At 67.3% G+C, this 24,250-nt stretch carries 15 protein-coding genes and 3 rRNA genes; all 18 read left to right on the top strand.

Annotated features, from left to right (window positions below; translation table 11 throughout):
* Window positions 1–33 precede the first annotated feature (33 nt).
* The 18 genes from argC (at window position 34) to recN (ending at window position 24,246) form a co-directional block, all read left to right on the top strand.
* Window positions 34–1,098, top strand: coding sequence for an N-acetyl-gamma-glutamyl-phosphate reductase (gene argC / locus MYK68_RS11900; protein WP_247863908.1), 1,065 nt, complete (start codon window positions 34–36; stop codon window positions 1,096–1,098).
* 47 nt (window positions 1,099–1,145) lie between these two features.
* Window positions 1,146–2,333, top strand: a complete 1,188-nt coding sequence (gene argJ / locus MYK68_RS11895; protein WP_247868034.1) for a bifunctional glutamate N-acetyltransferase/amino-acid acetyltransferase ArgJ — start codon at window positions 1,146–1,148, stop codon at window positions 2,331–2,333.
* The gene (argB, locus tag MYK68_RS11890; protein WP_247863907.1) at window positions 2,330–3,211 is read left to right on the top strand and encodes an acetylglutamate kinase; all 882 of its coding nucleotides are present in this window, start codon (window positions 2,330–2,332) and stop codon (window positions 3,209–3,211) included. Before argJ ends, argB begins: the two co-directional genes overlap by 4 nt.
* On the top strand, window positions 3,208–4,401 hold the full coding sequence (locus tag MYK68_RS11885) for an acetylornithine transaminase (RefSeq protein WP_247863906.1): 1,194 nt from the start codon (window positions 3,208–3,210) through the stop codon (window positions 4,399–4,401). The genes argB and MYK68_RS11885 overlap by 4 nt, the downstream gene beginning before the upstream one ends.
* Entirely contained in the window at window positions 4,398–5,321 is a 924-nt protein-coding gene (gene argF / locus MYK68_RS11880; RefSeq protein ID WP_247863905.1) for an ornithine carbamoyltransferase, read from the top strand. Before MYK68_RS11885 ends, argF begins: the two co-directional genes overlap by 4 nt.
* Window positions 5,318–5,818: an arginine repressor gene (locus MYK68_RS11875; protein WP_247863904.1), complete on the top strand. Its 501-nt coding sequence runs from the start codon at window positions 5,318–5,320 to the stop codon at window positions 5,816–5,818. The genes argF and MYK68_RS11875 overlap by 4 nt, the downstream gene beginning before the upstream one ends.
* A gap of 241 nt (window positions 5,819–6,059) precedes the next feature.
* Window positions 6,060–7,493, top strand: coding sequence for an argininosuccinate lyase (gene argH / locus MYK68_RS11870; protein WP_247863903.1), 1,434 nt, complete (start codon window positions 6,060–6,062; stop codon window positions 7,491–7,493).
* An 89-nt stretch (window positions 7,494–7,582) separates the two neighbouring features.
* Entirely contained in the window at window positions 7,583–10,648 is a 3,066-nt protein-coding gene (locus MYK68_RS11865; protein WP_247863902.1) for an AMP-binding protein, read from the top strand.
* Window positions 10,645–10,863, top strand: a complete 219-nt coding sequence (locus MYK68_RS11860) for a Trm112 family protein (RefSeq protein ID WP_247863901.1) — start codon at window positions 10,645–10,647, stop codon at window positions 10,861–10,863. The genes MYK68_RS11865 and MYK68_RS11860 overlap by 4 nt, the downstream gene beginning before the upstream one ends.
* Entirely contained in the window at window positions 10,860–12,182 is a 1,323-nt protein-coding gene (gene tyrS / locus MYK68_RS11855) for a tyrosine--tRNA ligase (protein WP_247863900.1), read from the top strand. Before MYK68_RS11860 ends, tyrS begins: the two co-directional genes overlap by 4 nt.
* Before the next feature lie 348 nt (window positions 12,183–12,530).
* A 16S ribosomal RNA gene (locus MYK68_RS11850) occupies window positions 12,531–14,051 on the top strand.
* A 503-nt stretch (window positions 14,052–14,554) separates the two neighbouring features.
* A 23S ribosomal RNA gene (locus MYK68_RS11845) occupies window positions 14,555–17,701 on the top strand.
* A 94-nt stretch (window positions 17,702–17,795) separates the two neighbouring features.
* Window positions 17,796–17,912 (top strand): 5S ribosomal RNA (rrf, locus tag MYK68_RS11840).
* Together the 16S, 23S and 5S rRNA genes form the textbook arrangement of a ribosomal RNA operon.
* Window positions 17,913–18,585: 673 nt before the next feature.
* Entirely contained in the window at window positions 18,586–20,334 is a 1,749-nt protein-coding gene (locus MYK68_RS11835; RefSeq protein ID WP_247863899.1) for an HAD-IIA family hydrolase, read from the top strand.
* 27 nt (window positions 20,335–20,361) lie between these two features.
* The gene (locus MYK68_RS11830; RefSeq protein WP_247863898.1) at window positions 20,362–20,634 is read left to right on the top strand and encodes a hypothetical protein; all 273 of its coding nucleotides are present in this window, start codon (window positions 20,362–20,364) and stop codon (window positions 20,632–20,634) included.
* 24 nt (window positions 20,635–20,658) lie between these two features.
* Complete coding sequence (locus MYK68_RS11825; RefSeq protein ID WP_247863897.1) at window positions 20,659–21,483, top strand: TlyA family RNA methyltransferase; 825 nt, start codon at window positions 20,659–20,661, stop codon at window positions 21,481–21,483.
* 41 nt (window positions 21,484–21,524) lie between these two features.
* A complete protein-coding gene (locus MYK68_RS11820) occupies window positions 21,525–22,481 on the top strand; it encodes an NAD kinase (RefSeq protein WP_247863896.1) in 957 nt (318 codons plus the stop codon).
* 7 nt (window positions 22,482–22,488) lie between these two features.
* The gene (gene recN, locus MYK68_RS11815) at window positions 22,489–24,246 is read left to right on the top strand and encodes a DNA repair protein RecN (protein ID WP_247863895.1); all 1,758 of its coding nucleotides are present in this window, start codon (window positions 22,489–22,491) and stop codon (window positions 24,244–24,246) included.
* The last annotated feature ends 4 nt before the right edge of the window (window positions 24,247–24,250 follow it).

Below are 24,250 nucleotides of genomic sequence, written 5' to 3'. Positions count from 1 at the left end.
GAATTAAATTGCAGTCTCATGCATAATGATCCCATGATAACGCGGATTGCGGTGGCGGGCGCCAGTGGCTACGCGGGAGGCGAGATTCTTCGGCTCCTCTGCGGTCACCCGCGCCTGGCCACGGGTGAGATCGAGATCGGTGCCCTCACGGCGGGCGGGAACGCCGGGACCCGGCTGGGGGAGCACCATCGCCACCTCCTGCCGCTGGCGGACCGCATTCTGGAGGACACCACACCGGAGGTACTGGCCGGGCACGACGTGGTGTTCCTCGGGCTGCCCCACGGTCAGTCCGCGCAGATCGCGAACGCCCTGCCGCCGAGCACGCTGATCGTCGACTGCGGCGCCGACTTCCGGCTGCAGGACCCGGCCGAGTGGGCCCACTACTACGGTGGCGAGCACGCGGGGACCTGGCCGTACGGGATGCCCGAACTGCTGATCGACCCTTCGACGGGACTCAGGGGGCGAACGGAACTGTCTGGCGCGAGCCGGATCGCCGTTCCGGGCTGCTTCCCGACCGTCTCCATCCTCACCCTCGCTCCGGCCCTGGCCGCCGGTCTGGTCGAGCCCCGGGTGCAGGTGGTCGCGGTGACCGGCACGTCGGGTGCGGGGAAGGCCCCGAAGGTGGCGTTCCTCGCCTCCGAGGTGATGGGGTCGGCCCGGGCGTACGGGGTCGGCGGAACCCACCGGCACACCCCGGAGATCACCCAGGCGCTGTCGGTGGTGGCCGATCAGCCCGTCGAGGTGTCGTTCACGCCGGTCCTCGCACCGATGTCGCGGGGTATCCTCGCGACCTGCACCGCACGGCTGTCGGCGAGCACCGACCTCGCCCGGGTCCGGGCGGCCTACGAAGCGGCCTACGCCGACGAGCCGTTCCTTCACCTGCTCCCGGCCGGAGAGTTCCCGGAGACCGGCGCGGTGGTCGGCAGCAACGCGATCCAGATCGGCCTCGGCGTCGACGAGCGGACCGGTATCCTCACGGCGATCGGTGCCGTGGACAATCTGACCAAGGGCACCGGCGGCGCCGCCGTGCAATCGATGAACCTGGCCCTGGGCTGGGGCGAGACCGAAGGACTGACCACCGTGGGAGTCGCCCCGTGACCGCCAACCTTCCCGACGAGCACCTCGATCAGCTGATCGGTGCGCGGATGATGCGGCGGCAGGGAGTCACCGCGCCGCTCGGCTTCCGGGCCGCCGGCCTCACCGCGGGCCTCAAGCCGTCCGGCAAGTCCGACGTCGCCCTCGTCTTCAACGAGGGACCCGACCTCGGTGCCGCCGCCGTCTTCACCCGCAACCAGGTGAAGGCCGCCCCCGTGCTGTGGACCCAGGAGATCATGAAGAGCCGGCGGGTGCGGGCGGTGATCCTCAACTCCGGTGGCGCCAACGCCTGCACCGGTCCCGGCGGCTTCCAGGACACGCACGCCACCGCCGAGGCGGTCGCCGAGACGCTGTCGAACTGGGGCACCGAGACCGGCGCGCTCGAGGTCGCGGTGTGCTCCACCGGGATCATCGGCGAACGACTGCCGATGGACAAGCTGCTGCCCGCGGTCACCGAGATCGTCCATGAGATGGGCGGCGGCCTGGAAGGCGGCACCGACGCGGCGTACGCGATCATGACCACCGACACCGTGCCCAAACAGGTCGCCCTGCACCATCCGGGCCGGTGGAACGTCGGCGGCATGGCCAAGGGCGCGGGCATGATGGCGCCGTCGCTCGCCACCATGCTCGTGGTGCTGACCACCGACGCGAAGGTCACCCCCGACATGCTCGACACCGCGCTGCGCCGGGCCACCGCGCTCACCTTCGACCGGCTCGACATCGACGGCTCGATGTCGACCAACGACACCGTCCTGCTGCTCTCCTCGGGCGCCAGCCAGATCGAGATCACCCAGGCCGAGCTCGACGCCGCCGTGTTCGCCGTGTGCGACGACCTCGCCGCGCAGTTGCAGGCCGACGCCGAGGGCGTCACCAAGCGGTGCGCGATCACCGTCCGGGGTGCGCGCACCGAGGACGACGCGCTCGTCATCGCCCGCGCCGTCGCCCGCGACTCCCTGGTCAAGACCGCGCTGTTCGGCTCCGACCCCAACTGGGGCCGCGTCCTCGCGGCGATCGGCGCCGTCACCGTGCCGATCGACCCGGACACCATCACCGTCTCGTTCAACGGCTCGACGGTGTGCGAGAACGGCACCGGGGTGCCCGGTGCCCGCGACGTCGACCTGTCCGGCGACCTGATCGAGGTGGTCGCCGACCTCGGCCTGGGCGACGCGAGCGCGACCGTCCGCACCACCGACCTGTCCCACGCCTACGTCGAAGAGAACTCGGCCTACACGACATGACCACCCCCCTCGACAAAGCGTCCATCCTCGCCGAATCGCTGCCCGCGCTCCAGGCCCTCCACGGCCGCCGCGTCGTCGTCAAGTACGGCGGCAACGCCATGGTCGACGACGGTCTCAAAGCGGCCTTCGCGGCCGACATGGTGCTGCTGCGCGCCTGCGGCATCCACCCGGTCGTCGTGCACGGCGGCGGCCCGCAGATCTCCGCCATGCTGAAGCGGCTCGGCCTGGAAGGGGAGTTCCGCGGCGGCTTCCGCGTCACCACCCCCGAGGTGATGGACATCGCCCGCATGGTGCTGTTCGGGCAGGTCGGCCGCGAACTGGTCGGCCTGATCAACGCCTACGGTCCCTACGCCGTCGGCCTCACCGGGGAGGACGCGAAACTCCTCACCGCCACCCGGCGCACCGCGCTGGTCGACGGCGAGCCCGTCGACATCGGCCTGGTCGGCGACATCGCCGCGGTCAACACCTCCGCGGTCGACGACCTGATCGCCGCCGGCCGCATCCCGGTGATCTCGACCATCGCCCCCGACGTCGACGGGGTGGTGCACAACATCAACGCCGACACCGCGGCCGGGGCCGTCGCCGCGGCGCTGGGCGCCGAGCACCTGGTGATGCTGACTGACGTCGAGGGGCTGTACACCGACTGGCCGGACCGGTCGTCGCTGGCCTCGGAGATCGACGCCGCCGCGCTCACCGAACTGCTGCCCCGGCTCGACTCGGGGATGATCCCCAAGATGGAGGCGTGCCTGCGCGCCGTCGAGGGCGGCGTCGGTGCCGCCCACGTGATCGACGGACGCGAGCCGCACGCCGTACTTGCCGCCCTGCTCACCTCGTCCACCGCGGGCACCACGGTTCTCGCTTCGAAAGGAAAGTCATGACCGCCCCGCTGCAACAGCGCTGGTCCGCCGCGCTGATGAACAACTACGGCACCCCGCAGATCGCGCTGGTGCGTGGTGCGGGCGCCGTCGTGCACGACGCCGACGGCAACGAGTACCTGGACCTGCTCGGCGGGATCGCCGTCAACGCGCTCGGGCATGCGAATCCTGAACTCGTGCAGGCGGTCTCGGAGCAACTGAGCACCCTCGGCCACGTGTCGAACATCTACATCTCGCCGATCGTCGTCGAACTGGCCGAACGGCTGCTCGATGCCTTCGGCGTCCCCGACTCGCGCGTCTTCCTCTGCAACTCGGGCACCGAGGCCAACGAGGCCGCCTTCAAACTGGCCCGGCTCACCGGCCGGCCGGAGATCGTCGCCGCCGAGGGCGGCTTCCACGGCCGCACGATGGGTGCGCTCGCGATGACCGGGCAGCCGGCCAAACGGGGTCCGTTCGAGCCGATGCCCGCCGGTGTCGGGTTCGTGCCGTACGGCGACATCGCCGCGCTCGACGCCGCGGTCACCGACCGGACCGCCGCGGTGATCCTGGAGCCGATCCAGGGGGAGAACGGTGTCGTCGTCCCGGGCGACGAGGGCTATCTGGCCGCGGCGCGGCGCATCACCACCGAGCGCGGCGCACTGCTGATCCTCGACGAGGTACAGACCGGCATCGCCCGGACCGGCACCATGTTCGCCCACCAGCGCGCGGCGATCGTGCCGGATGTGATGACGCTCGCCAAGGGCCTCGGCGGCGGGCTGCCGATCGGCGCCGTCATCGCCACCGGCCCGGCCGCCGGACTGTTCGGCCCGGGACAGCACGGCACCACGTTCGGCGGCAACCCCGCCGCCGCGGCCGCCGCGCTCACCGTGCTGAAATACATCGACGACCACAGCCTCATCGACCACGTCGACGCGCTCGGCAAGGACTGGGCCGCCGCCATGGAGGCGCTGGACCATCCGCAGATCGTCGAGGTCCGGGGCGACGGCCTCCTCCTGGGCGTGGTGCTCCGCGACGACATCTCGCGCGAGGCCGAGGCCGCCGCGCGCGAGCGGGGTTTCCTGATCAACGCCCCGGCGCCGAACGTGATCCGCCTCGCCCCGCCGCTGATCCTCACCCGGGAGCAGGCCGACTCCTTCGTCGCCGCCCTCCCGGACATCCTCGACACCGCCGCCGCACAGAAGGACCAGAAATGACCCGGCACTTCCTCCGCGACGACGACCTCACGCCCGCCGAACAAGCGCGCGTGCTGGCCCTCGCGGCCGAACTGAAGGCCGATCCGGTCGGGCCCAAGCCGCTCGCCGGCCCGCGCGCCGTCGGCGTGATCTTCGACAAGAACTCGACGCGGACGCGGTTCTCCTTCGAGGTCGGCATCGCTCAGCTCGGCGGGCACGCCGTCGTCGTCGACGGCACCAAGACGCAGATGGGGCGCGACGAGTCGCTCGCCGACACCGGCCGGGTGCTGTCTCGGTTCGTCGACGCCGTCGTATGGCGGACCTTCGGGCAGGAGCGGCTCGACGAGCTGGCCGCCCACGCCACGGTGCCGGTGGTCAACGCGCTGTCCGACAGCTTCCACCCGTGCCAGGTGCTGGCCGACCTGCTCACCATCACCGAGCACAAGGGCGCCCCGGCCGGGCTGACCATGACCTACCTCGGCGATACCGCCAACAACATGGCGCACTCGCTGGCGCTGGGCGGCGTCACCGCCGGTATGCACGTGCGCCTCTCCGGCCCGGACGGCTTCGACCCCGACCCGGAGATCCTGGCGGCCGTCCGCGATCGCGCCGCGCAGACCGGCGGCAGCGTGACGGTGATCGACGATCCGGCCGCCGCGGCCGCCGGCGCCGACGTGCTGGTCACCGACACCTGGGTGTCGATGGGCCAGGAGGACGACGGACTCGACCGCGTCGGGCCGTTCCGTCCGTACCAGATCAACGACGAACTGCTGGCGCAGGCCGCACCCGGTGCGATCGTGCTGCACTGCCTGCCCGCGCACCGCGGTGAGGAGATCACCGACGAGGTGATCGACGGGCCGGCCAGCGTGGTGTTCGACGAGGCGGAGAACCGCCTGCACGCGCAGAAGGCACTGCTCACCTGGCTGCTGGAGCAGCCGTGAACCACGTCGACGACCACGCCCGGCTCGCCGCGACGCGGGCCGGGCGGCTGGCGCGGATCGTCGAGATCCTCACACACCGGCAGGTCCGCAGCCAGGTGGAACTGAGCAAGCTGCTCGCCGAGCAGGGGATCGACGTCACCCAGGCGACCCTGTCGCGCGACCTCGACGAACTCGGCGCGGTGAAGCTGCGGGCGCCCGACGGCGGGGCGGGCGTGTACGTGGTGCCCGAGGACGGCAGCCCGGTCCGCGCGGTCGAGGGCGGCACCGACCGGCTGTCCCGGCTGCTCGGCGACCTGCTCGTCTCCACGGACTCCTCGGGCGGCACCGCGGTCCTGCGTACGCCGCCCGGCGCCGCGCAGTACCTCGCGAGCGCCCTCGACCGGGCCAGCCTGCCCGACGTGGTCGGCACCATCGCCGGCGACGACACCGTCTTCGTCCTCGCCCGCGAACCCGTCACCGGCGCCGAACTCGCCGACCGCATCGAAAGCCTGGTGTGAGCCCACATGCCGGTCGAGACACCATGATGGTCGAGCGAAGTCGAGACCATCCGTGCTGGTCGGTCGTGCTGTGTTGATCTCGACTCCGCTCGATCAGCGTGGGGTGATCTCGACTCCGCTCGATCATCGTGGGTGACCTTCGCCCACCGCCGGCTGAGCCGGTCGAGGCGCCAGCCGAGACCGAGTCGAAGCCAAGCCCCAGACAACCGACCCTGATCACCTGAAGAGGACGTACAACGCAATGGCCGAGAACACCGACACCACCGGCGCGACGAACACCGGAGCCCTGTGGGGCGGCCGCTTCGCCGACGGCCCGGCGCAGGCGATGGCCGCGCTGAGCAAGTCCACCCACTTCGACTGGGTGCTGGCGCCCTACGACATCGCGGCGTCGAAAGCGCACGCCCGCGTCCTCCTGCGCGCCGGACTGCTCACCGACGAGGAACTCGAAGGGATGCTCGTCGGCCTGGACCGGCTGGCCGACGACGTGGTCAGTGGTGCTTTCGTGGCCGCCGAGTCCGACGAGGACGTGCACGGCGCGCTCGAACGGGGCCTGATCGAACGTGTGGGCCCGGAACTCGGCGGGCGGCTGCGCGCCGGCCGCTCCCGGAACGACCAGGTGGCCACCCTCTTCCGCATGTGGCTGCGCGACAGCCTGCGCCGCGTCGCCTCCGACGTCCTGGACCTCGCGCAGGCGCTGGTCGGCCAGGCCGCGGCGCACCCGGGCGTCGTCATGCCCGGCAAGACGCACCTGCAGGCCGCGCAACCGGTTCTGCTCGGTCACACCCTGATGGCGCACGCCCAGCCGCTGCTGCGCGACGTCGCCCGTATCGTCGACGCCGACCGGCGGCTGGCCGTGTCACCGTACGGTTCCGGCGCGCTGGCCGGATCGTCGCTCGGGCTCGACCCCGCCGCCATCGCCGAGGATCTCGGCTTCGACCGGGCCGCCGACAACTCGATCGACGCCACCAGCTCGCGTGACTTCGCCGCCGAAGCGGCCTTCGTGCTGGCGATGATCGGGGTCGACATGTCCCGGCTCGGCGAGGACGTGATCCTGTGGAGCACACCGGAATTCGGCTACGTGACGCTCGCCGATGCGTGGTCCACCGGCAGTTCGATCATGCCGCAGAAGAAGAACCCGGATGTGGCCGAACTGGCGCGCGGCAAGGCCGGCCGCCTGATCGGCAACCTGTCCGGCCTGCTCGCCACCCTCAAGGCGCAGCCGCTCGCGTACAACCGCGACCTGCAGGAGGACAAGGAGCCGGTCTTCGACTCGGTCGCCCAGCTCGATCTGCTGCTTCCGGCGATGACCGGTTTGGTGGCGACCCTCGAGTTCCATCCGGAACGCATGGCGGAGCTGGCCCCGGCCGGCTTCACTCTCGCGACCGACATCGCCGAATGGCTTGTGCGGCAGGGGATTCCGTTCCGCGTGGCGCACGAGGTGGCGGGCGCCTGCGTGCGTGCCGCCGAGACCAAGGGCGTCGGCCTGGACGGCCTGAGCGACGACGAATTCACCGCGATCCACCCGGCGCTGACTCCGGCGGTGCGCGAGGTGCTCACCGTCACCGGGTCGATCGAGTCGCGCAACGCGCTCGGCGGCACGTCGTCGTCGCAGGTGCAGCGGCAGATCGACGTCGCGGGCAGCACGATCGCCGACCTGCGTGCCGCGCTCGCCTGAGACCTCCGGCGTGACCTGACTCCCGGGTAGGGAGACCGCGGCCGATCCTTTAGAGTTGGGCATATCGTGCGCGGAAGAGGGGTGTCGCAGTGGTAGGTCTGCCCAACATCGGAGGGGCGGTCGGGCGCATCGTCGCCACGGCCCAGAACGGCCTCGAGGTGATCCGGGTCGGCGGGTTCGAGACCGGCACCGAGCCGGCGCCGTATCGCGTCGTCGAGACCGAGAAGATGTACCGGCTGCGCCGGTACTTCCCGGACGACCCCGGCGACGGCTGCTCGCACATCATCCTGATTCCGCCGATGATGGTCTCGGCCAACGTCTACGACGTCACCGAACACAACGGCGCCGTGTCGATCCTGCACGAGCACGGAATCATTCCGTGGGTCATCGACTTCGGGTCCCCGGACCACGAAGAGGGCGGCATGGAGCGCACCCTCACCGACCACATCCTCGCGGTCAGCCGCGTCGTCGACCTGGTGCACGCGGTGGTCGGGCGCGACGTCCACCTCGCCGGATACTCCCAGGGCGGCATGTTCGCGTACCAGACCGCCGCGTATCGCCGGTCCGAGGGCATCGCCAGCCTGATCACCTGGGGCAGTCCGGTCGACGTACTCGCCGCGCTGCCGCTCGGGCTGCCGGCGAACCTCGCCGTGCCCGGTGCCGAACTGCTGGCCGACAAGGTGTTCAGCCACCTGTGGATCCCCGGGTGGCTGGCGCGCACCGGATTCCAGCTCGCCGATCCGGTGAAGACCGCGCGCAGCCGCATCGACTTCATGCGCAAGCTGCACGACCGCGACGCTCTGCTGCCGCGGGAGGACCAGCGCCGGTTCATCGAACAGGAGGGCTGGGTCGCGTGGTCGGGCCCGGCCGTCGCCGAACTGCTCCGGCAGTTCGTCGCGCACAACCGCATGGTGTCCGGCGGCTTCGTGATCGACGGCGACATCGTGTCGCTGACCGAGATCACCAGCCCGGTGCTCGCGTTCGTCGGCGAGACCGACGACATCGGCCAGCCGGTCGCGGTGCGCGGCATCGTCGACGCCGCACCGGACGCCGACGTGTACGAGACGGTGATCCCGGCCGGGCACTTCGGCCTCGTCGTCGGTTCCACCGCGGGCCGGCTGTCGTGGCCGACCACCGCCGAGTGGATCCGGTGGCGCGACGGTGCGGGCGAACGGCCCGAGCATGTGGCGCCGATGAGCCGGGACCGCGCGGGGCACGGATCGGGGATCAGCTGGACCAACCGGCTCACCTACGGCGTCGGCCAGGTGGCCGGTGCGGGTGCGGTGATCGGCAAGGAAGTGCTCGACGCCGCGGATTCGCTGCAGCGGACGGCTCGCGCGGTGGCCAGCGAATCGGTGCGCACGGTCCCGCGCCTGTTCCGCCTCGGTCAGATCCAGCCGTCGACGCGCATCTCGCTCGGCAAGCTGATGAGCGAGAACAACAAGCGCAGCCCGCAGGCCGAACTCTTCCTCTTCGAGAACCGGGTGCTGACCCACGAGCAGGTCAACACCCGTATCGACAACGTCGTCGCGGGCCTGATCGAGTGCGGTGTCCGGCCGGGTGAGCACATCGGCGTGATGATGGATCCGCGGCCCAGTGCCCTGGTCGCGGTCGCGGCCCTCTCGCGGCTGGGTGCGGTCGCCGTGCTGCTGGCGGCGGGCGCCGACGATCTTGGCGAGATGGTCGCCGTCGCGGAGGCCCGCGTGATCGTCACCGACCCCGATCATCTGGAGATCGCCTCGACGGTCAGCGACCGCGTCCTGGTGCTCGGCGGCGGTGACCAGCGCGTCATCGATCGCGCCGATGGCGCGACCGTCGTCGACATGGAGCGGATCGATCCGGAGAAGGTGCGGATGCCCGCGTGGTACCGGCCCGATCCGGGACTCGCCGGTGACCTGGCGTTCATCCTGTACAGCCGCGTGGAAGGCCGGCTGACCCGCTGGGCGGTGACCAACCACCGCTTCGCGATGTCCGCGTTCGGCGCGGCGGCCGCGGCCGGTCTCACCAGCTACGACACCGTGTACTGCCTGCCGCCCCTGCACCACGCATCCGGCCTGCTCACCACCCTCGGCGCCACCGTCGCCGGCAGGTCGCGGATCGCCCTGTCGACCGGGCTCGACGCCGAGCGCTTCCACACCGAGGTGCGCCGCTACGGCGTCACGGTGGTGTCCTACACGTGGTCGATGCTCAGCGAGGTGGTCGACGCCCCCGGCTTCGATCCCGCGCAGCTGAGCAGCGTCCGGCTGTTCATGGGTTCGGGGTTGCCGACCGGACTGTGGGCCGAGATCGACGAGAAGCTGCCCAAGGCCAAGGTGCTGGAGTTCTTCGCCACCGCCGACGGCTCGGCGATCCTGGCGAACATCGACGGCAGCAAGATCGGGTCGATGGGCCGGCCGCTGCCGGAGACCAACGCCGTCGAACTCGCCGCTTATCGCGCTGACGTGGGTCAGCTCGCGATCGACCGGGACTCCGGCTTCATCCGGCGCGCCGAGGCCGGCGAGGTCGGGATGCTGATGGCGCACGCCGGCCAGCGCTACGAGGCGAGCGGGCGCGTCCTGCGTGACGTCTTCCGCCCGCACGATCGCTGGGAGGTGTCCGGTCTGCTGTTCCGGCAAGACCAGGACGGCGACCTGTGGTTCGTCAGCTCGGCGTCCGGGGTGATCCAGACCAGCGACGGTGTGGTGTATCCCGAGCCGATCCGGCAGGCGCTGTCCCGGGTCGCGGGCATCGACGAGGTGGTGGTCTTCGGGGTGGGGGAGCCCGGCAGCCAGGTCGCCGTCGCCGCGCTCAGCCTGCACGACGGAGCCTCGTCGGTCACCCCGACCCAGCTGCGGGTCGCGCTCGGCGAACTGGAAGCGCACGAACGTCCGCACCTGATCAGCATCGTCAGCGAGATCCCGGTCAGCGAGTCGTACCGGCCGCTCGGCTCGGCGCTGGTCCGGCGAGGTGTGCCGAAGCCCGGTCCGAAGGTCTGGTATCGCGATCCGGGCGGACGTTACCGCCGCTACACCAAGACGGCTGCCGCGTCGATCGACTGGTCGGTGCCGACCCGGGCCCCGGCCGCCCGGCGGCCGTCGGGCGAGACGGCGACCGGCCCGCAACCGGTCGTGAGCGTGCCGAGTAGCCTGGGCTCCGGCGAAAGTGAGGACGAATGACGTCACGAGCAGAGCAGCTCGATCCGATCGTGCGGGCGCGCCTGGTGTGCCCGCAGGATCTCGGCGAACTGATCGATGCGGGCGACGAGCTGTATAACCCCCGGCTGCGGGTGGCGTATGCCATCGACGAACTCGGCATCCCGAACATGCTGATCGCCGACGCCCGCAAGGTCGGCGACGACGAGCATCGTCTGCTGGTCGGAGAGGCGAAGTGACCGACTCGGAACAGTCGGACATCCTCAGCGAACTCACGTGGCGCGGGCTGATCGGCCAGACGACCGATGAGGCGACGCTCGCGCGGACGCTCGCCGAGGGACCGATCTCGCTGTACGCGGGCTTCGACCCGACGGCGTCGAGCCTGCACGCCGGACACCTGGTGCCGTTGCTGACCCTGCGCCGATTCCAGCTCGCCGGGCACCGGCCGGTCGTACTGGCCGGTGGGGCGACCGGTCTGATCGGTGATCCGCGCGACGTCGGTGAGCGCACCATGAACTCGACCGACACGGTGGCCGGCTGGGCCGACCGGATCGTCGGGCAGCTTCAGCGTTTCGTCGAGATCGACGACTCGCCGACCGGCGCCGGGAGCGAAGCGAGCGGGCCGACGAGTAACAGCGCGGTGCTGGTCAACAACCTGGACTGGACGCGGGAACTGTCGGCGATCGACTTTCTGCGTGATCTCGGGAAGAACTTCTCGGTCAACGTGATGCTGGCGCGGGAGACCGTGAAGCGCAGGCTGGAGACCGACGGCATCAGCTACACCGAGTTCAGCTACCTGCTGCTCCAGTCGAACGACTTCCTGGAGCTGTACCGGCGGTACGGCTGTGTGCTGCAGGTCGGCGGCTCCGATCAGTGGGGCAACATCATCGGCGGCGTCGACCTGATCCGCAAGGTGGAGGGCGCCACCGCCCATGCGCTCACCGTCCCCCTGGTGACCTCGGCCGACGGCAAGAAGTTCGGCAAGTCGACCGGCGGGGGCAGCCTCTGGCTCGATCCGGAGCTGACCTCGCCGTACGCCTGGTACCAGTACTTCGTGAACACGGCGGATGCCGATGTCGTGAAGTATCTGAAGTGGTTCACCTTCCTCACTCGGGACGAGATCGACGAACTCGCCGCGATCACCGCGGAGAAGCCGTTCCTGCGGACCGCCCAGAAGCGTCTCGCCGAGGAGATGACGAATCTCATCCACGGACCGGAGCACACCGCGGCCGCGCAGCTCGCCAGCCAGGCGCTGTTCGGGCGTGCCGAGCTCGACGGCCTCGATGAGGCGACCCTCGCCGCGGCGCTGGGGGAGACCGGCGTCGCCGAGTACCCGGCCGGCGCGCAACCGACGATCGTCGAGCTGCTGGTCGACTCCGGCCTCGCCGACAGCAACAAGGCCGCCCGGCGCGCGATCGACGAAGGCGGTGCCTACGTCAACAACGCCAAGGTGACCGACGCGGACTGGACGCCCGGTGCCGGCGACCTCCTGCACGGCCGCTGGCTGGTGCTGCGTCGCGGTAAGAAGACCTTCGCCGGCGCACGTATCGGCGCCTGACCAGCGAATTTGTGAAGGTGCACGTCTGCGTGTAACTTAGGTCGGGCCGCCAGCGCAAGGGATTTGAGAAATCCGATCCGAGCGACTTGACGGCGAAGAGGTTCAGACGCTAGTCTGGAACAGTTGCCCGCTTGCCGGGTGGTGCTCTGCTCATTGAAGTTCGCATGACTGTGGTTGTGTGGTGTTGGTGGGTGTGTGTTTTTTGAGAACTCGATAGTGTGTGATGGATTTTCTTGTGCCAGTGATTGTCTGGCATGGAGGGAGTTTGTCATTGACAAGACGAATTTTTTGCCAGTCAATTTCTTATTTTTTTGGATTATTTTTTGGTCAGGTCTTTTCTCTGATTTTTGTTTGGAGAGTTTGATCCTGGCTCAGGACGAACGCTGGCGGCGTGCTTAACACATGCAAGTCGAACGGAAAGGCTCCTTCGGGGGTACTCGAGTGGCGAACGGGTGAGTAACACGTGGGTGATCTGCCCTGGACTTCGGGATAAGCCTGGGAAACTGGGTCTAATACCGGATATTCATCTCCTGTTTCATGGTGGGGGGTGGAAAGCTTTTGCGGTTCAGGATGGGCCCGCGGCCTATCAGCTTGTTGGTGCGGTAATGGCGTACCAAGGCGACGACGGGTAGCCGACCTGAGAGGGTGATCGGCCACACTGGGACTGAGACACGGCCCAGACTCCTACGGGAGGCAGCAGTGGGGAATATTGCACAATGGGCGCAAGCCTGATGCAGCGACGCCGCGTGGGGGATGACGGCCTTCGGGTTGTAAACTCCTTTCGCCAGGGACGAAGCGCAAGTGACGGTACCTGGAGAAGAAGCACCGGCCAACTACGTGCCAGCAGCCGCGGTAATACGTAGGGTGCGAGCGTTGTCCGGAATTACTGGGCGTAAAGAGCTCGTAGGCGGTTTGTCGCGTCGTCTGTGAAATCCTGCAACTCAATTGTAGGCGTGCAGGCGATACGGGCAGACTTGAGTACTACAGGGGAGACTGGAATTCCTGGTGTAGCGGTGAAATGCGCAGATATCAGGAGGAACACCGGTGGCGAAGGCGGGTCTCTGGGTAGTAACTGACGCTGAGGAGCGAAAGCGTGGGGAGCGAACAGGATTAGATACCCTGGTAGTCCACGCCGTAAACGGTGGGTACTAGGTGTGGGACTCTTTTCACGGGTTCTGTGCCGTAGCTAACGCATTAAGTACCCCGCCTGGGGAGTACGGCCGCAAGGCTAAAACTCAAAGGAATTGACGGGGGCCCGCACAAGCGGCGGAGCATGTGGATTAATTCGATGCAACGCGAAGAACCTTACCTGGGTTTGACATACACCAGACGACGGCAGAGATGTCGTTTCCCTTGTGGTTGGTGTACAGGTGGTGCATGGCTGTCGTCAGCTCGTGTCGTGAGATGTTGGGTTAAGTCCCGCAACGAGCGCAACCCTTGTCCTGTATTGCCAGCGGGTTATGCCGGGGACTTGCAGGAGACTGCCGGGGTCAACTCGGAGGAAGGTGGGGATGACGTCAAGTCATCATGCCCCTTATGTCCAGGGCTTCACACATGCTACAATGGCGCGTACAGAGGGCTGCGATACCGTGAGGTGGAGCGAATCCCTTAAAGCGTGTCTCAGTTCGGATTGGGGTCTGCAACTCGACCCCATGAAGTCGGAGTCGCTAGTAATCGCAGATCAGCAACGCTGCGGTGAATACGTTCCCGGGCCTTGTACACACCGCCCGTCACGTCATGAAAGTCGGTAACACCCGAAGCCGGTGGCCTAACCCGTCAGGGAGGGAGCCGTCGAAGGTGGGATCGGCGATTGGGACGAAGTCGTAACAAGGTAGCCGTACCGGAAGGTGCGGCTGGATCACCTCCTTTCTAAGGAGCAAACAACACTCCCATTACGTGGCCGTTCGAGCCGCGGTGGGTGTTTGTTCATGGGTGAAACACAAGAAACCACCACGATCTGAGGATGTCACTGTGACGTTTTCGGGGTAGGTGGATTCCCTGCGGGTGACTGTAGGGGTAGTCATTGCACACTATCGGGGTTCTGAGAAAACAGGCCTGCAGCCGGCGCCGTGAGGTGGTCGGGTGTGGCAGGGTTTTCTTGTTGCTCACAGATTTTCCGCCTTCTGTTGTTGGGGTGTTGGGGTGTGTGGGTGTGTGTTGTTTGAGAAGTGCATAGTGGATGCGAGCATCAATAGTCGAAGATTCTGATTTCAGGATTGAAGAGTTTTTGGTGTTTGTACTGCAATTATATTTTGTTGTGTCTCTGTGTAAATAGATATACTCATGTGATTTGTGGGACAGCCACATTCGTGCCCTGGCTTACTGGTCTCCTGTTGGGGGGTTGGTGGTGTGGGGTGGGTTTGTGGGTGTTGTTGTAAGTGTTTTAGGGCGTTCGGTGGATGCCTTGGTACCAGGAGCCGATGAAGGACGTGGTAGGCCGCGATAGTCCTCGGGGAGTTGTCAAACGAGCTGTGATCCGAGGGTGTCCGAATGGGGAAACCCAGCACCAGTTGTGTGGTGTTACCGCCCGGTGAATGTATAGCCGGTGCGGGGGGAACGTGGGGAAGTGAAACATCTCAGTACCCACAGGAAGAGAAAACAATTGTGATTCCGTGAGTAGTGGCGAGCGAAAGCGGAGGAGGCTAAACCGCGCGTATGTGATACTCGGCAGGGGTTGTGCGTGTGGTGTTGTGGGAGCATGCTTGTTTGGTCTGCCGGCTGGACGGCCAGTGATAAAAGGTTCTGTTAGGTGAAGTGGCCTGGAATGGTCTGCCGTAGACGGTGAGAGTCCGGTAACTGAAAATGGTTCCTCTGGTTTGTGTGTTTCCCGAGTAGCAGCGGGCTCGTGGAATCTGCTGTGAATCTGCCGGGACCACCCGGTAAGCCTGAATACTTCCTGGTGACCGATAGCGGACTAGTACCGTGAGGGAAAGGTGAAAAGTACCCCGGGAGGGGAGTGAAATAGTACCTGAAACCGGACGCTTACAATCCGTCAGAGCTTGTGCACAGTTTAGTCTGTGGTGGGTGATGGCGTGCCTTTTGAAGAATGAGCCTGCGAGTTAGTGCTCAGTGGCGAGGTTAACCCGTGTGTGGGGTAGCCGTAGCGAAAGCGAGTCTGAATAGGGCGATTTGAGTCGCTGGGTCTAGACCCGAAGCGGAGTGATCTACCCATGGCCAGGTTGAAGCCACAGTAAGATGTGGTGGAGGACCGAACCCACTTCAGTTGAAAATGGAGGGGATGAGTTGTGGGTAGGGGTGAAAGGCCAATCAAACTCCGTGATAGCTGGTTCTCCCCGAAATGCATTTAGGTGCAGCGTTGCGTGTTTCTTGCTGGAGGTAGAGCTACTGGATGGCTGATGGGCCCTACTAGGTTACTGACGTCAACCAAACTCCGAATGCCGGTAAGTGAGAGCGTGGCAGTGAGACTGCGGGGGATAAGCTTCGTAGTCGAGAGGGAAACAGCCCAGATCGCCGGCTAAGGCCCCTAAGCGTGTACTAAGTGGAAAAGGATGTGGGATTGCTGAGACAACCAGGAGGTTGGCTTAGAAGCAGCCACCCTTGAAAGAGTGCGTAATAGCTCACTGGTCAAGTGGTCCTGCGCCGACAATGTAGCGGGGCTCAAGTACACCGCCGAAGCCGCGGCAATCACACATGACATCCATCCATGCCTGCGGGTGTGGGTGTAGTGGTGTGGTTGGGTAGGGGAGCGTCCTGCACTCGTTGAAGCTGTCCTGTGAGGGGCTGTGGAGGGTGTGGGAGTGAGAATGCAGGCATGAGTAGCGAAAGACAAGTGAGAAACTTGTCCGCCGGATGACCAAGGGTTCCTGGGCCAGGTTAATCCGCCCAGGGTGAGTCGGGACCTAAGGCGAGGCCGACAGGCGTAGTCGATGGACAACGGGTTGATATTCCCGTACCCGTGTATCCGCGCCCAATGACGAGCCACATGTACTAACCACCCAAAGACACTCTCTATCCTCTTCGGAGGGTTTTGGGTGTGGCTGCGTGGGACCTTGTGTGTAGTAGTTAAGCGATGGGGTGACGCAGGAAGGTAGCAGGGCCAAGCGATGGTTGTCTTGGTGTAAGCCGGTAGGGTGGAGCATTGGTAAATCCGTGTTCCGGGTAGCCTGAGAGGTGATGCGTAGCCAATTTGTGGTGAATTCTGTGATCCTATGCTGCCGAGAAAAGCCTCTAGTGAGTTGGTACACGGCCCGTACCCCAAACCGACACAGGTGGTCAGGTAGAGAATACTAAGGCGATCGAGAGAACTGTGGTTAAGGAACTCGGCAAATTGCCCCCGTAACTTCGGGAGAAGGGGGACCACGCCCGGTGAAGGTCTTGACGGCTGGAGCGGGGGGTGGTCGCAGAGACCAGAGAGAAGCGACTGTTTACTAAAAACACAGGTCCGTGCGAAGTCGTAAGACGAGGTATACGGACTGACGCCTGCCCGGTGCTGGAAGGTTAAGAGGACCGGTTAATCAACTTTGTTGGTGAAGCTGAGAATTTAAGCCCCAGTAAACGGCGGTGGTAACTATAACCATCCTAAGGTAGCGAAATTCCTTGTCGGGTAAGTTCCGACCTGCACGAATGGCGTAACGACTTCTCTGCTGTCTCAACCACAGACTCGGCGAAATTGCAGTACGAGTAAAGATGCTCGTTACGCGCGGCAGGACGAAAAGACCCCGGGACCTTCACTATAGCTTGGTATTGGTGTTCGGTACGGTTTGTGTAGGATAGGTGGGAGACTGTGAAGCCGTCACGCTAGTGGTGGTGGAGTCGTTGTTGAAATACCACTCTGATCGTATTGGGCTTCTAACTTCGGACCCTGATCGGGTTCAGGGACAGTGCCTGGTGGGTAGTTTAACTGGGGCGGTTGCCTCCTAAAGTGTAACGGAGGCGCCCAAAGGTTCCCTCAGCCTGGATGGCAATCAGGTGTTGAGTGTAAGTGCACAAGGGAGCTTGACTGTGAGACGTACATGTCGAGCAGGGACGAAAGTCGGGACTAGTGATCCGGCACCGGCATGTGGAAGCGGTGTCGCTCAACGGATAAAAGGTACCCCGGGGATAACAGGCTGATCTTCCCCAAGAGTCCATATCGACGGGATGGTTTGGCACCTCGATGTCGGCTCGTCGCATCCTGGGGCTGGAGTAGGTCCCAAGGGTTGGGCTGTTCGCCCATTAAAGCGGCACGCGAGCTGGGTTTAGAACGTCGTGAGACAGTTCGGTCTCTATCCGCCGCGCGCGTCTAGAAACTTGAGGAAACCTGTCCCTAGTACGAGAGGACCGGGACGGACGAACCTCTGGTGTGCCAGTTGTTCCGCCAGGAGCACTGCTGGTTAGCTACGTTCGGAAGGGATAACCGCTGAAAGCATCTAAGCGGGAAGCCTGTTCCAAGATGAGGTTTCTCACCCACCCTTGTGGTGGGGTAAGGCCCCCTACAGATGATGGGGTTGATAGGCCAGAACTGTAAGCATAGTAATGTGTTCAGGTGACTGGTACTAATCGGCCGAGGACTTACCAACAACACCCAAACACCAATTGTTTGATGTGACCGCATCCACTATGTACTTCTGAAACAACACACGGCAGTAATGTTGTGTGACAGTTTCATATTGTTACGGCGGCTATAGCGGAGGGGAAACGCCCGGCTCCATTCCGAACCCGGAAGCTAAGCCCTCCAGCGCCGATGGTACTGCACTTTAGTCAGTGTGGGAGAGTAGGACACCGCCGAACACAACCTCAAGGGAAGGCCCCGAACCAGTCATGGTTCGGGGCCTTCCCGCATCCCGGGCCAACAAAACACACCAGCACCGACAACGACCAAACATTTTAGGGGGTCCAGGATCATTGTCGCTCAGAGTGGGCAGGCCAGCGTCGCCGACCGCCGAAGATGTCCGACCAACGACGCTGTCGCAACATCGACGCCGGCGGGTGCAGCATCGAGTTCTGCCCGCTCTGAGCGACAACACACCGACAAACGATCAAGGCCCGCCCACGGTGCTGCTCCGGATCGAAGTCAGCGACGATCGGGCCTCCAGTGCCGCACCGACACAGCAGATCACGCCTGTGCGCCGTGCCGAGGGGGCTCGGCACCCATTCCTCGATTTCGCCGCCTCAACGGTGGGGGCGAGACCGAGGAACCGGGCGAAAGGGGCGAGAACCCGGCGCGGTTCGACGCTGCCCTGACCCGCGTTGCTCCGGACACGAGACACGACCGGCAGCAGTCCCCGCACGACCGGCAGCAGTCCCCGCACGACCGGCAGCGGGCCCCGCATGACCGGCCGGGTCACGACTCGACCGCTCCTGAGCATGCGGAACAGAGCGATGCGCGAGACGACGCCCTCGCGGAGCCGCCGGTAGGCGGGCGATTTCGGGTTCCGGAGCAGGTCAGAATAGATTGGTGGGCATGGGTAAGCGTGGTTCGCAGCAGGGTGGGGGCGGCGACGTCGCTCCGCCGATTCCGGACGAGATCTCGGCCGCGGAACTCGACCCGGAGGTACGGCGGGACCTGCAGAGTCTCGACAAGGCGACGGCGGAACGGGTGGCGCGCCATCTGGTCGTCGTCGGTGAGGTGCTTGCGGAGGATCCCGAGCTCGCCCTCGAGCATGCGCGTGCGGCCCGGGCCCGGGCGGCGCGAGTCGGCGTGGTCCGCGAGACCGCCGGCGTCGCGGCCTACTACGCCGGGGAATGGCAGGAAGCCATCTCCGAACTGCGGGCGGCGCGACGGATCTCCGGCGACGGCGGCGCGCTGCTGCCGCTGATCGCGGACTGCGAACGGGGTCTCGGCCGGCCGGAACGAGCGATCCAGGTGGCCGAGAGCGACGAGGGCCGCGCGCTGACCGGCGAGGACGCGGTGGAACTGGCGATCGTCGAGGCCGGTGCGCATCTCGACCTCGACGATCCGGAGGCGGCGGTGCGGGTGCTCTCGTCCCACGACCTGCGGGCCGGCCGGACCGGTACGGAGGCGGCGCGGCTCTTCAGCGCGTATGCGAGCGCGCTGTACGCGGCGGGCCGTCGCGCCGAGGCGCTGACCTGGTACCAGAACGCCGCGGCAGCGGACGTCGACGACGCGACCGACGCGGAATACCAGCTGCAGGAACTCCTCGCCGAGGGTGTGGACGAGTCGGCCGTCGCCGGGACCGGGGAAGACGACGAGTCGCTTCTCGCCGGGTACGACACGCTGCTGTTCGATCTGGACGGCACTCTCTACGAGGGGCACTCGGTGCTGCCGGGGGCGCGGGACGTCGTCGACGCGCACGTCGACCGCTGCTTCTACGTCACGAACAATGCGAGCCGGTCCGCCGAACAGGTCAGCGATCACCTCGCGGATCTCGGTTTCCGGGCGACGCCCGAGCAGGTGATCACCAGCGCCCAGGTCGGCGCACGACTCGTCGCCGAGCGCGTCCCGGCGGCGTCGAACGTGCTGGTGGTCGGCGCCCCGTCGCTGCGGGCGGAGATCTCGGCAGTGGGGCTGAATCCGGTGTCGAGCGCCGACGACGCGCCGTCCGCGGTGATCCAAGGCCATTCGCCGGAGACCGGATGGACGCAGCTGTCCGAGGCGGCGCTGGCCATCCGCGCGGGCGCCCTCTGGGTGGCGACCAACACCGACACCACTCTCCCGACGGAGCGCGGTCTGCTCGTCGGGAACGGCTCCATGGTGGCGGCGGTGGCCACGGCCATCGAGGCCACGCCGACGGTCGCGGGCAAGCCGGCGGCGCCGATCATGCGGGAAGTGCTCGCCCGCAGCCGGGGCCGTCGTCCGCTGATGATCGGCGACCGGCTCGACACCGACATCGAGGGCGCCGTGACGGTCGGTATCGACAGCCTGCTGGTGCTCACCGGCGTCACGACGGCCCGGAAACTGCTGGCCGCCGCCCCGGCGCAGCGGCCCGTCTACGTGATCGACGACCTGTCGTGCGCCGGCGAATCGGCGGACGCGGTCCGGATCGGCGCGCAGCCCGACTGGCAGGTCACGGTGATGGAGAACCGGGTGACGATCGAGCCGAAGGGCGTGCCCCGCGCCGCCGCGCTCCTGCCCGCACTCACGCACGCGGTGTGGACGGCCGACGTCGGCGGCCTCGATCTGCGGATCTCGTCACCGGACCCGGTGACCACACAGCGGCTCGGGCTCCTCGGTCTGACCGAGAGCCAGTGATCGGCCGTGCGATAGCCTGGGCAGGTTATGACCGGACCCGATCGCGCCCCGATGAAACCTGGACCCGGACCGTCGCCGGCCGCTCTGGCGGCACGTGCCGCCCAGCTGACCGCCGAGCCGGGCGATCCGGCGGATCATCCGGTGACCGGCGAAGTCCGTGAACTCCTGGACGAAGTCGCCGCCATCGCGCAGGCGACCGACGGCGACTTCGACCTCGCCGCCCTCGCCCGGCAGGCCGAGATCCTTGCTCGCGCCCACGATGCCCTTTCGGCGGCCCTGGAAGACGTCGGCCGTGGCTGAGCCCGGTCTCGGCGGGAGACGCTGATGGCGCCCCGGGCACGACTCGACGCCGAACTGGTCCGTCGCGGTCTGGCGCGCTCGCGGGAACACGCGCGCGCGCTGATCGAGGCCGGCCAGGTCAAGGTGAACGGCACCGTCGCCTCGAAACCGGCCACCAACGTCGCTAAAGACACCCCGCTGCTGGTCACCGAGGCCGACACGGACGACTGGGCCTCGCGCGGCGCGCACAAGTTGCTCGGCGCACTCGAGGCGTTCGAGCCACTCGGGCTGACGGTGGCGGGACGACGCTGCCTCGACGCCGGCGCGTCGACCGGCGGTTTCACCGACGTGCTGCTCCGGCGTGGCGCCACGGAAGTCGAGGCCGTCGACGTCGGCTACGGCCAGCTGATCTGGCGACTGCAGAACGACGACCGCGTCCACGTGCACGACCGCACCAACGTCCGCCACCTGCAACCCGATGCGATCGGCGGGTCGGTGGACCTGATCGTCGGCGATCTCTCGTTCATCTCGCTGAACCTCGTGCTACCGGCGCTGGCCGCGTGCCTGCGGCCCGGCGGGGACGCCCTGCCGATGGTGAAGCCGCAGTTCGAGGTCGGCAAGGAGCGCGTCGGCGCCGGAGGCGTGGTCCGTGACCCGGCGCTGCGGGCCGAGGTGGTCGCCGACGTCGCGGCCACCGCCGCGCGGCTCGGGCTGCGGACGCGGGCCGTCGAGGCCAGCCCGCTGCCGGGACCGTCGGGCAACGTCGAATACTTCCTCTGGCTGCACAAACCCGAGGCCGACGGGCACCTGTCGGAGGCGGGCGATACGGTTGACCTGATCAACGCGGCGGTCGCACGGGGGCCTCAGTGACCCCGGCGGGCCCCGCACCGTCGACCCGGGAGGAAACCGCCGTGCACGACGATGCCGCGCGCTCCTTCCTGCTCGTCGCGCACACCGGTCGCGATGAGGTGACGAACACCCTGGACATCGTCGGCCGGCGCTGCGCGCAGGCCGGGATCACGGTGCGGATCCTCGACAACGACACGCGGCTGCCCTCGGCGGGACCGGATCAGCACTGGCACCCCGTCGACCCGGAGCGGCTGCGTGCCACCGGCGTCGAGGTCGAGATCGTCCGGGCCGGCGCCGATTCGGCCGCCGGCTGCGAACTCGTCCTGGTACTCGGCGGGGACGGGACCTTCCTGCGCGCCGCGGAACTGGCCTATCCGGCCGGCGTACCGATCCTCGGCATCAACCTGGGGCACATCGGGTTCCTCGCCGAGGCGGAGGCGCACGTCATCGACGACGTCATGGACCGCCTGGTCGGTCACGACTACCTGATCGAGGACCGGATGGTGCTCGACGTGGCGGTGCTCGACGCCCAGCAGGGCCGCTCGCTCGGCCACACCTGGGCGCTGAACGAGGTCGCCGTACAGAACCGGTCGCACAACGGGGTACTGGAACTGGTCACCGAGGTCGACGGCCGTCCGGTGTCCGCGTTCGGCGCCGACGGCCTGCTGATCGCGACGCCGACCGGGTCCACCGCGTACGCCTTCTCCGCGGGCGGGCCGGTGATGTGGCCCGACCTGGAGGCCATCCTCGTGGTCCCGAGCAACGCGCACGCGCTCTTCGCCCGGCCGATGGTGACCAGTCCGCGTTCCCGGATCGCGGTCGAGGTCGACGCGAGCGGCCGGCCGGCGGTGGCCCTGTGCGACGGCCGGCGCATCCTCGAAGTCCCACCGGGCGGGCGGGTCGAGGTCTCCCGCGCCGCCACCTCCCTGAAATGGATCCGCATCGGCTCCGAACCGTTCGCGGACCGGCTGGTGACCAAATTCTCGCTTCCCGTCACAGGGTGGCGCGGAAGGAGCTGAACAGACCGTGCTCGAAGAGCTGTCGATCCGCGGACTCGGCGTACTGGAGTCGGCGTCGGCCGAGTTCGCGCCCGGTTTCACGGTGCTCACCGGCGAGACCGGCGCGGGCAAGACGATGATCGTGACCAGCCTGCGCCTGCTGTCCGGCGCGCGGGCGGATGCCGGGCGCGTGCGCACCGGTGACGAGAAGGCCGTCGTCGAAGGACGATTCCGGTTGCCCGCCGCGGGCGAGCGGTCCGCGCTGATCGACGACGTCCTGGAATCCACCGGTGCACAGATCGATGACGACGACACCCTGATCGCCGCGCGCACCGTCAACGCCGACGGCCGGTCGCGGGCCCATCTGGGCGGCCGGTCGGTACCGGCGGCGACCCTGGGCGACGTCACCGGCGAACTGCTCGCGATTCACGGCCAGAACGACCAGCTCCGCCTGGCCCGGCCCGATCAGCAGCGCGCCGCCCTCGACCGGTTCACCGGTACCAAGGCCGCCGACCTCCTCGCGAAGTACCGCAAGGCGCGGACCGCGTGGCTGGAGACCCTGGACGAGCTGGACCGTCGGCGCGCCGACTCCCGGGAGATCGCCCAGGAGGCGGACCGGCTGCGGTTCGGATTGCAGGAGATCGAGGCGGTCGCGCCGGAACCAGGGGAGGACGCGGATCTGGTCGCCACCGTCAAGCGGCTCACCGACCTGGAGGATCTGCGGGCCGCCGCGGCCGGGGCCCACCGGATCATCGCCGGGGACGGCGGCATAGAACCGAGCGTCGTCGAGGGCCTCGGCTCGGTCCGCTCGCTCCTCGAATCGTCCGACGACGCCGCGCTGGCAGACCTGCTGCCGCGCGTCGCCGAGGCGCTGGCCGTGGTCGGCGATGTCGGCGACGAGCTGTCGGTGTACCTGGCCGGGCTGCCCAGCGACGCGCAGGACCTCGACGCGCTGCTCAGCAGGCAGGCCGACCTGAAGCTGCTGACCCGGAAGTACGCGGCCGACATCGACGGCGTGATCGCCTGGGCCGACGAGGCACGCGCCCGGCTCGCGCGGATCGAGGACCCGGAGGGGTCGATCGAAGAACTCGAAGCGAAGGCCGGGCGGGAGCGGGAGAAGGTGGCCGAACTGGCCGGGAAACTCCACAAGCTCCGCGCCGGCGCCGCGGGGAAGCTCGGCGGCAAGGTCTCCGCCGAACTGGCCGGCCTGGCGATGGGCGGCAGCGAACTCGCGGTCGCCGTCGACCTGCTGCCCGGCGAGGACGACCGGCTCGCCATCACCGTCGACGGCCACCGAACGCAAGCCGGGGCCGACGGCGCGGACCGCGTCGAATTCGGGCTCGTCGCGCATCAGGGCGCGCGGCCGCTGCCGATCGCCAAATCGGCGTCCGGCGGCGAACTCTCGCGCGTGATGCTCGCGCTCGAGGTGGTGCTCGCCGAGCCCGACTCGGGCGGCGTGATGGTGTTCGACGAGGTCGACGCCGGGGTCGGCGGTGCGGCCGCGGTGCAGATCGGTGCCCGCCTCGCCCGGCTCGCCGCGCGACACCAGGTGATCGTCGTGACCCACCTGCCGCAGGTGGCCGCCTTCGCCGACAACCATCTGGTGATCGGCAAGGTCGGCGGCGGTGCCGCGGGCCGGCAGACGTCGACACTGACGGCCCTCGATCGCTCCGAACGCGTGGCCGAACTAGCGCGCATGCTGGCCGGTCTGGGCGACTCGGACACCGGCCGCGCCCACGCCGAGGAACTCCTGGAAACGGCCGAGGCGACCCGCGCCGAACGCTGATGAC

This window comes from Gordonia sp. PP30 (assembly GCF_023100845.1).
Lineage (GTDB): Bacteria > Actinomycetota > Actinomycetes > Mycobacteriales > Mycobacteriaceae > Gordonia.
This window is presented reverse-complemented; position numbering and strand designations above follow the sequence as displayed.

Coding starts and splice junctions, on each gene's coding strand:
- MYK68_RS11885 (WP_247863906.1), top strand. CDS start 3,208: ATGACCGCCCCGCTGCAACAGCGCTGGTCCGCCGCGCTGATGAACAAC.
- argC (WP_247863908.1), top strand. CDS start 34: ATGATAACGCGGATTGCGGTGGCGGGCGCCAGTGGCTACGCGGGAGGC.
- MYK68_RS11825 (WP_247863897.1), top strand. CDS start 20,659: ATGGCGCCCCGGGCACGACTCGACGCCGAACTGGTCCGTCGCGGTCTG.
- MYK68_RS11835 (WP_247863899.1), top strand. CDS start 18,586: ATGGGTAAGCGTGGTTCGCAGCAGGGTGGGGGCGGCGACGTCGCTCCG.
- argF (WP_247863905.1), top strand. CDS start 4,398: ATGACCCGGCACTTCCTCCGCGACGACGACCTCACGCCCGCCGAACAA.
- argJ (WP_247868034.1), top strand. CDS start 1,146: ATGATGCGGCGGCAGGGAGTCACCGCGCCGCTCGGCTTCCGGGCCGCC.
- argB (WP_247863907.1), top strand. CDS start 2,330: ATGACCACCCCCCTCGACAAAGCGTCCATCCTCGCCGAATCGCTGCCC.
- MYK68_RS11830 (WP_247863898.1), top strand. CDS start 20,362: ATGACCGGACCCGATCGCGCCCCGATGAAACCTGGACCCGGACCGTCG.
- MYK68_RS11860 (WP_247863901.1), top strand. CDS start 10,645: ATGACGTCACGAGCAGAGCAGCTCGATCCGATCGTGCGGGCGCGCCTG.
- argH (WP_247863903.1), top strand. CDS start 6,060: ATGGCCGAGAACACCGACACCACCGGCGCGACGAACACCGGAGCCCTG.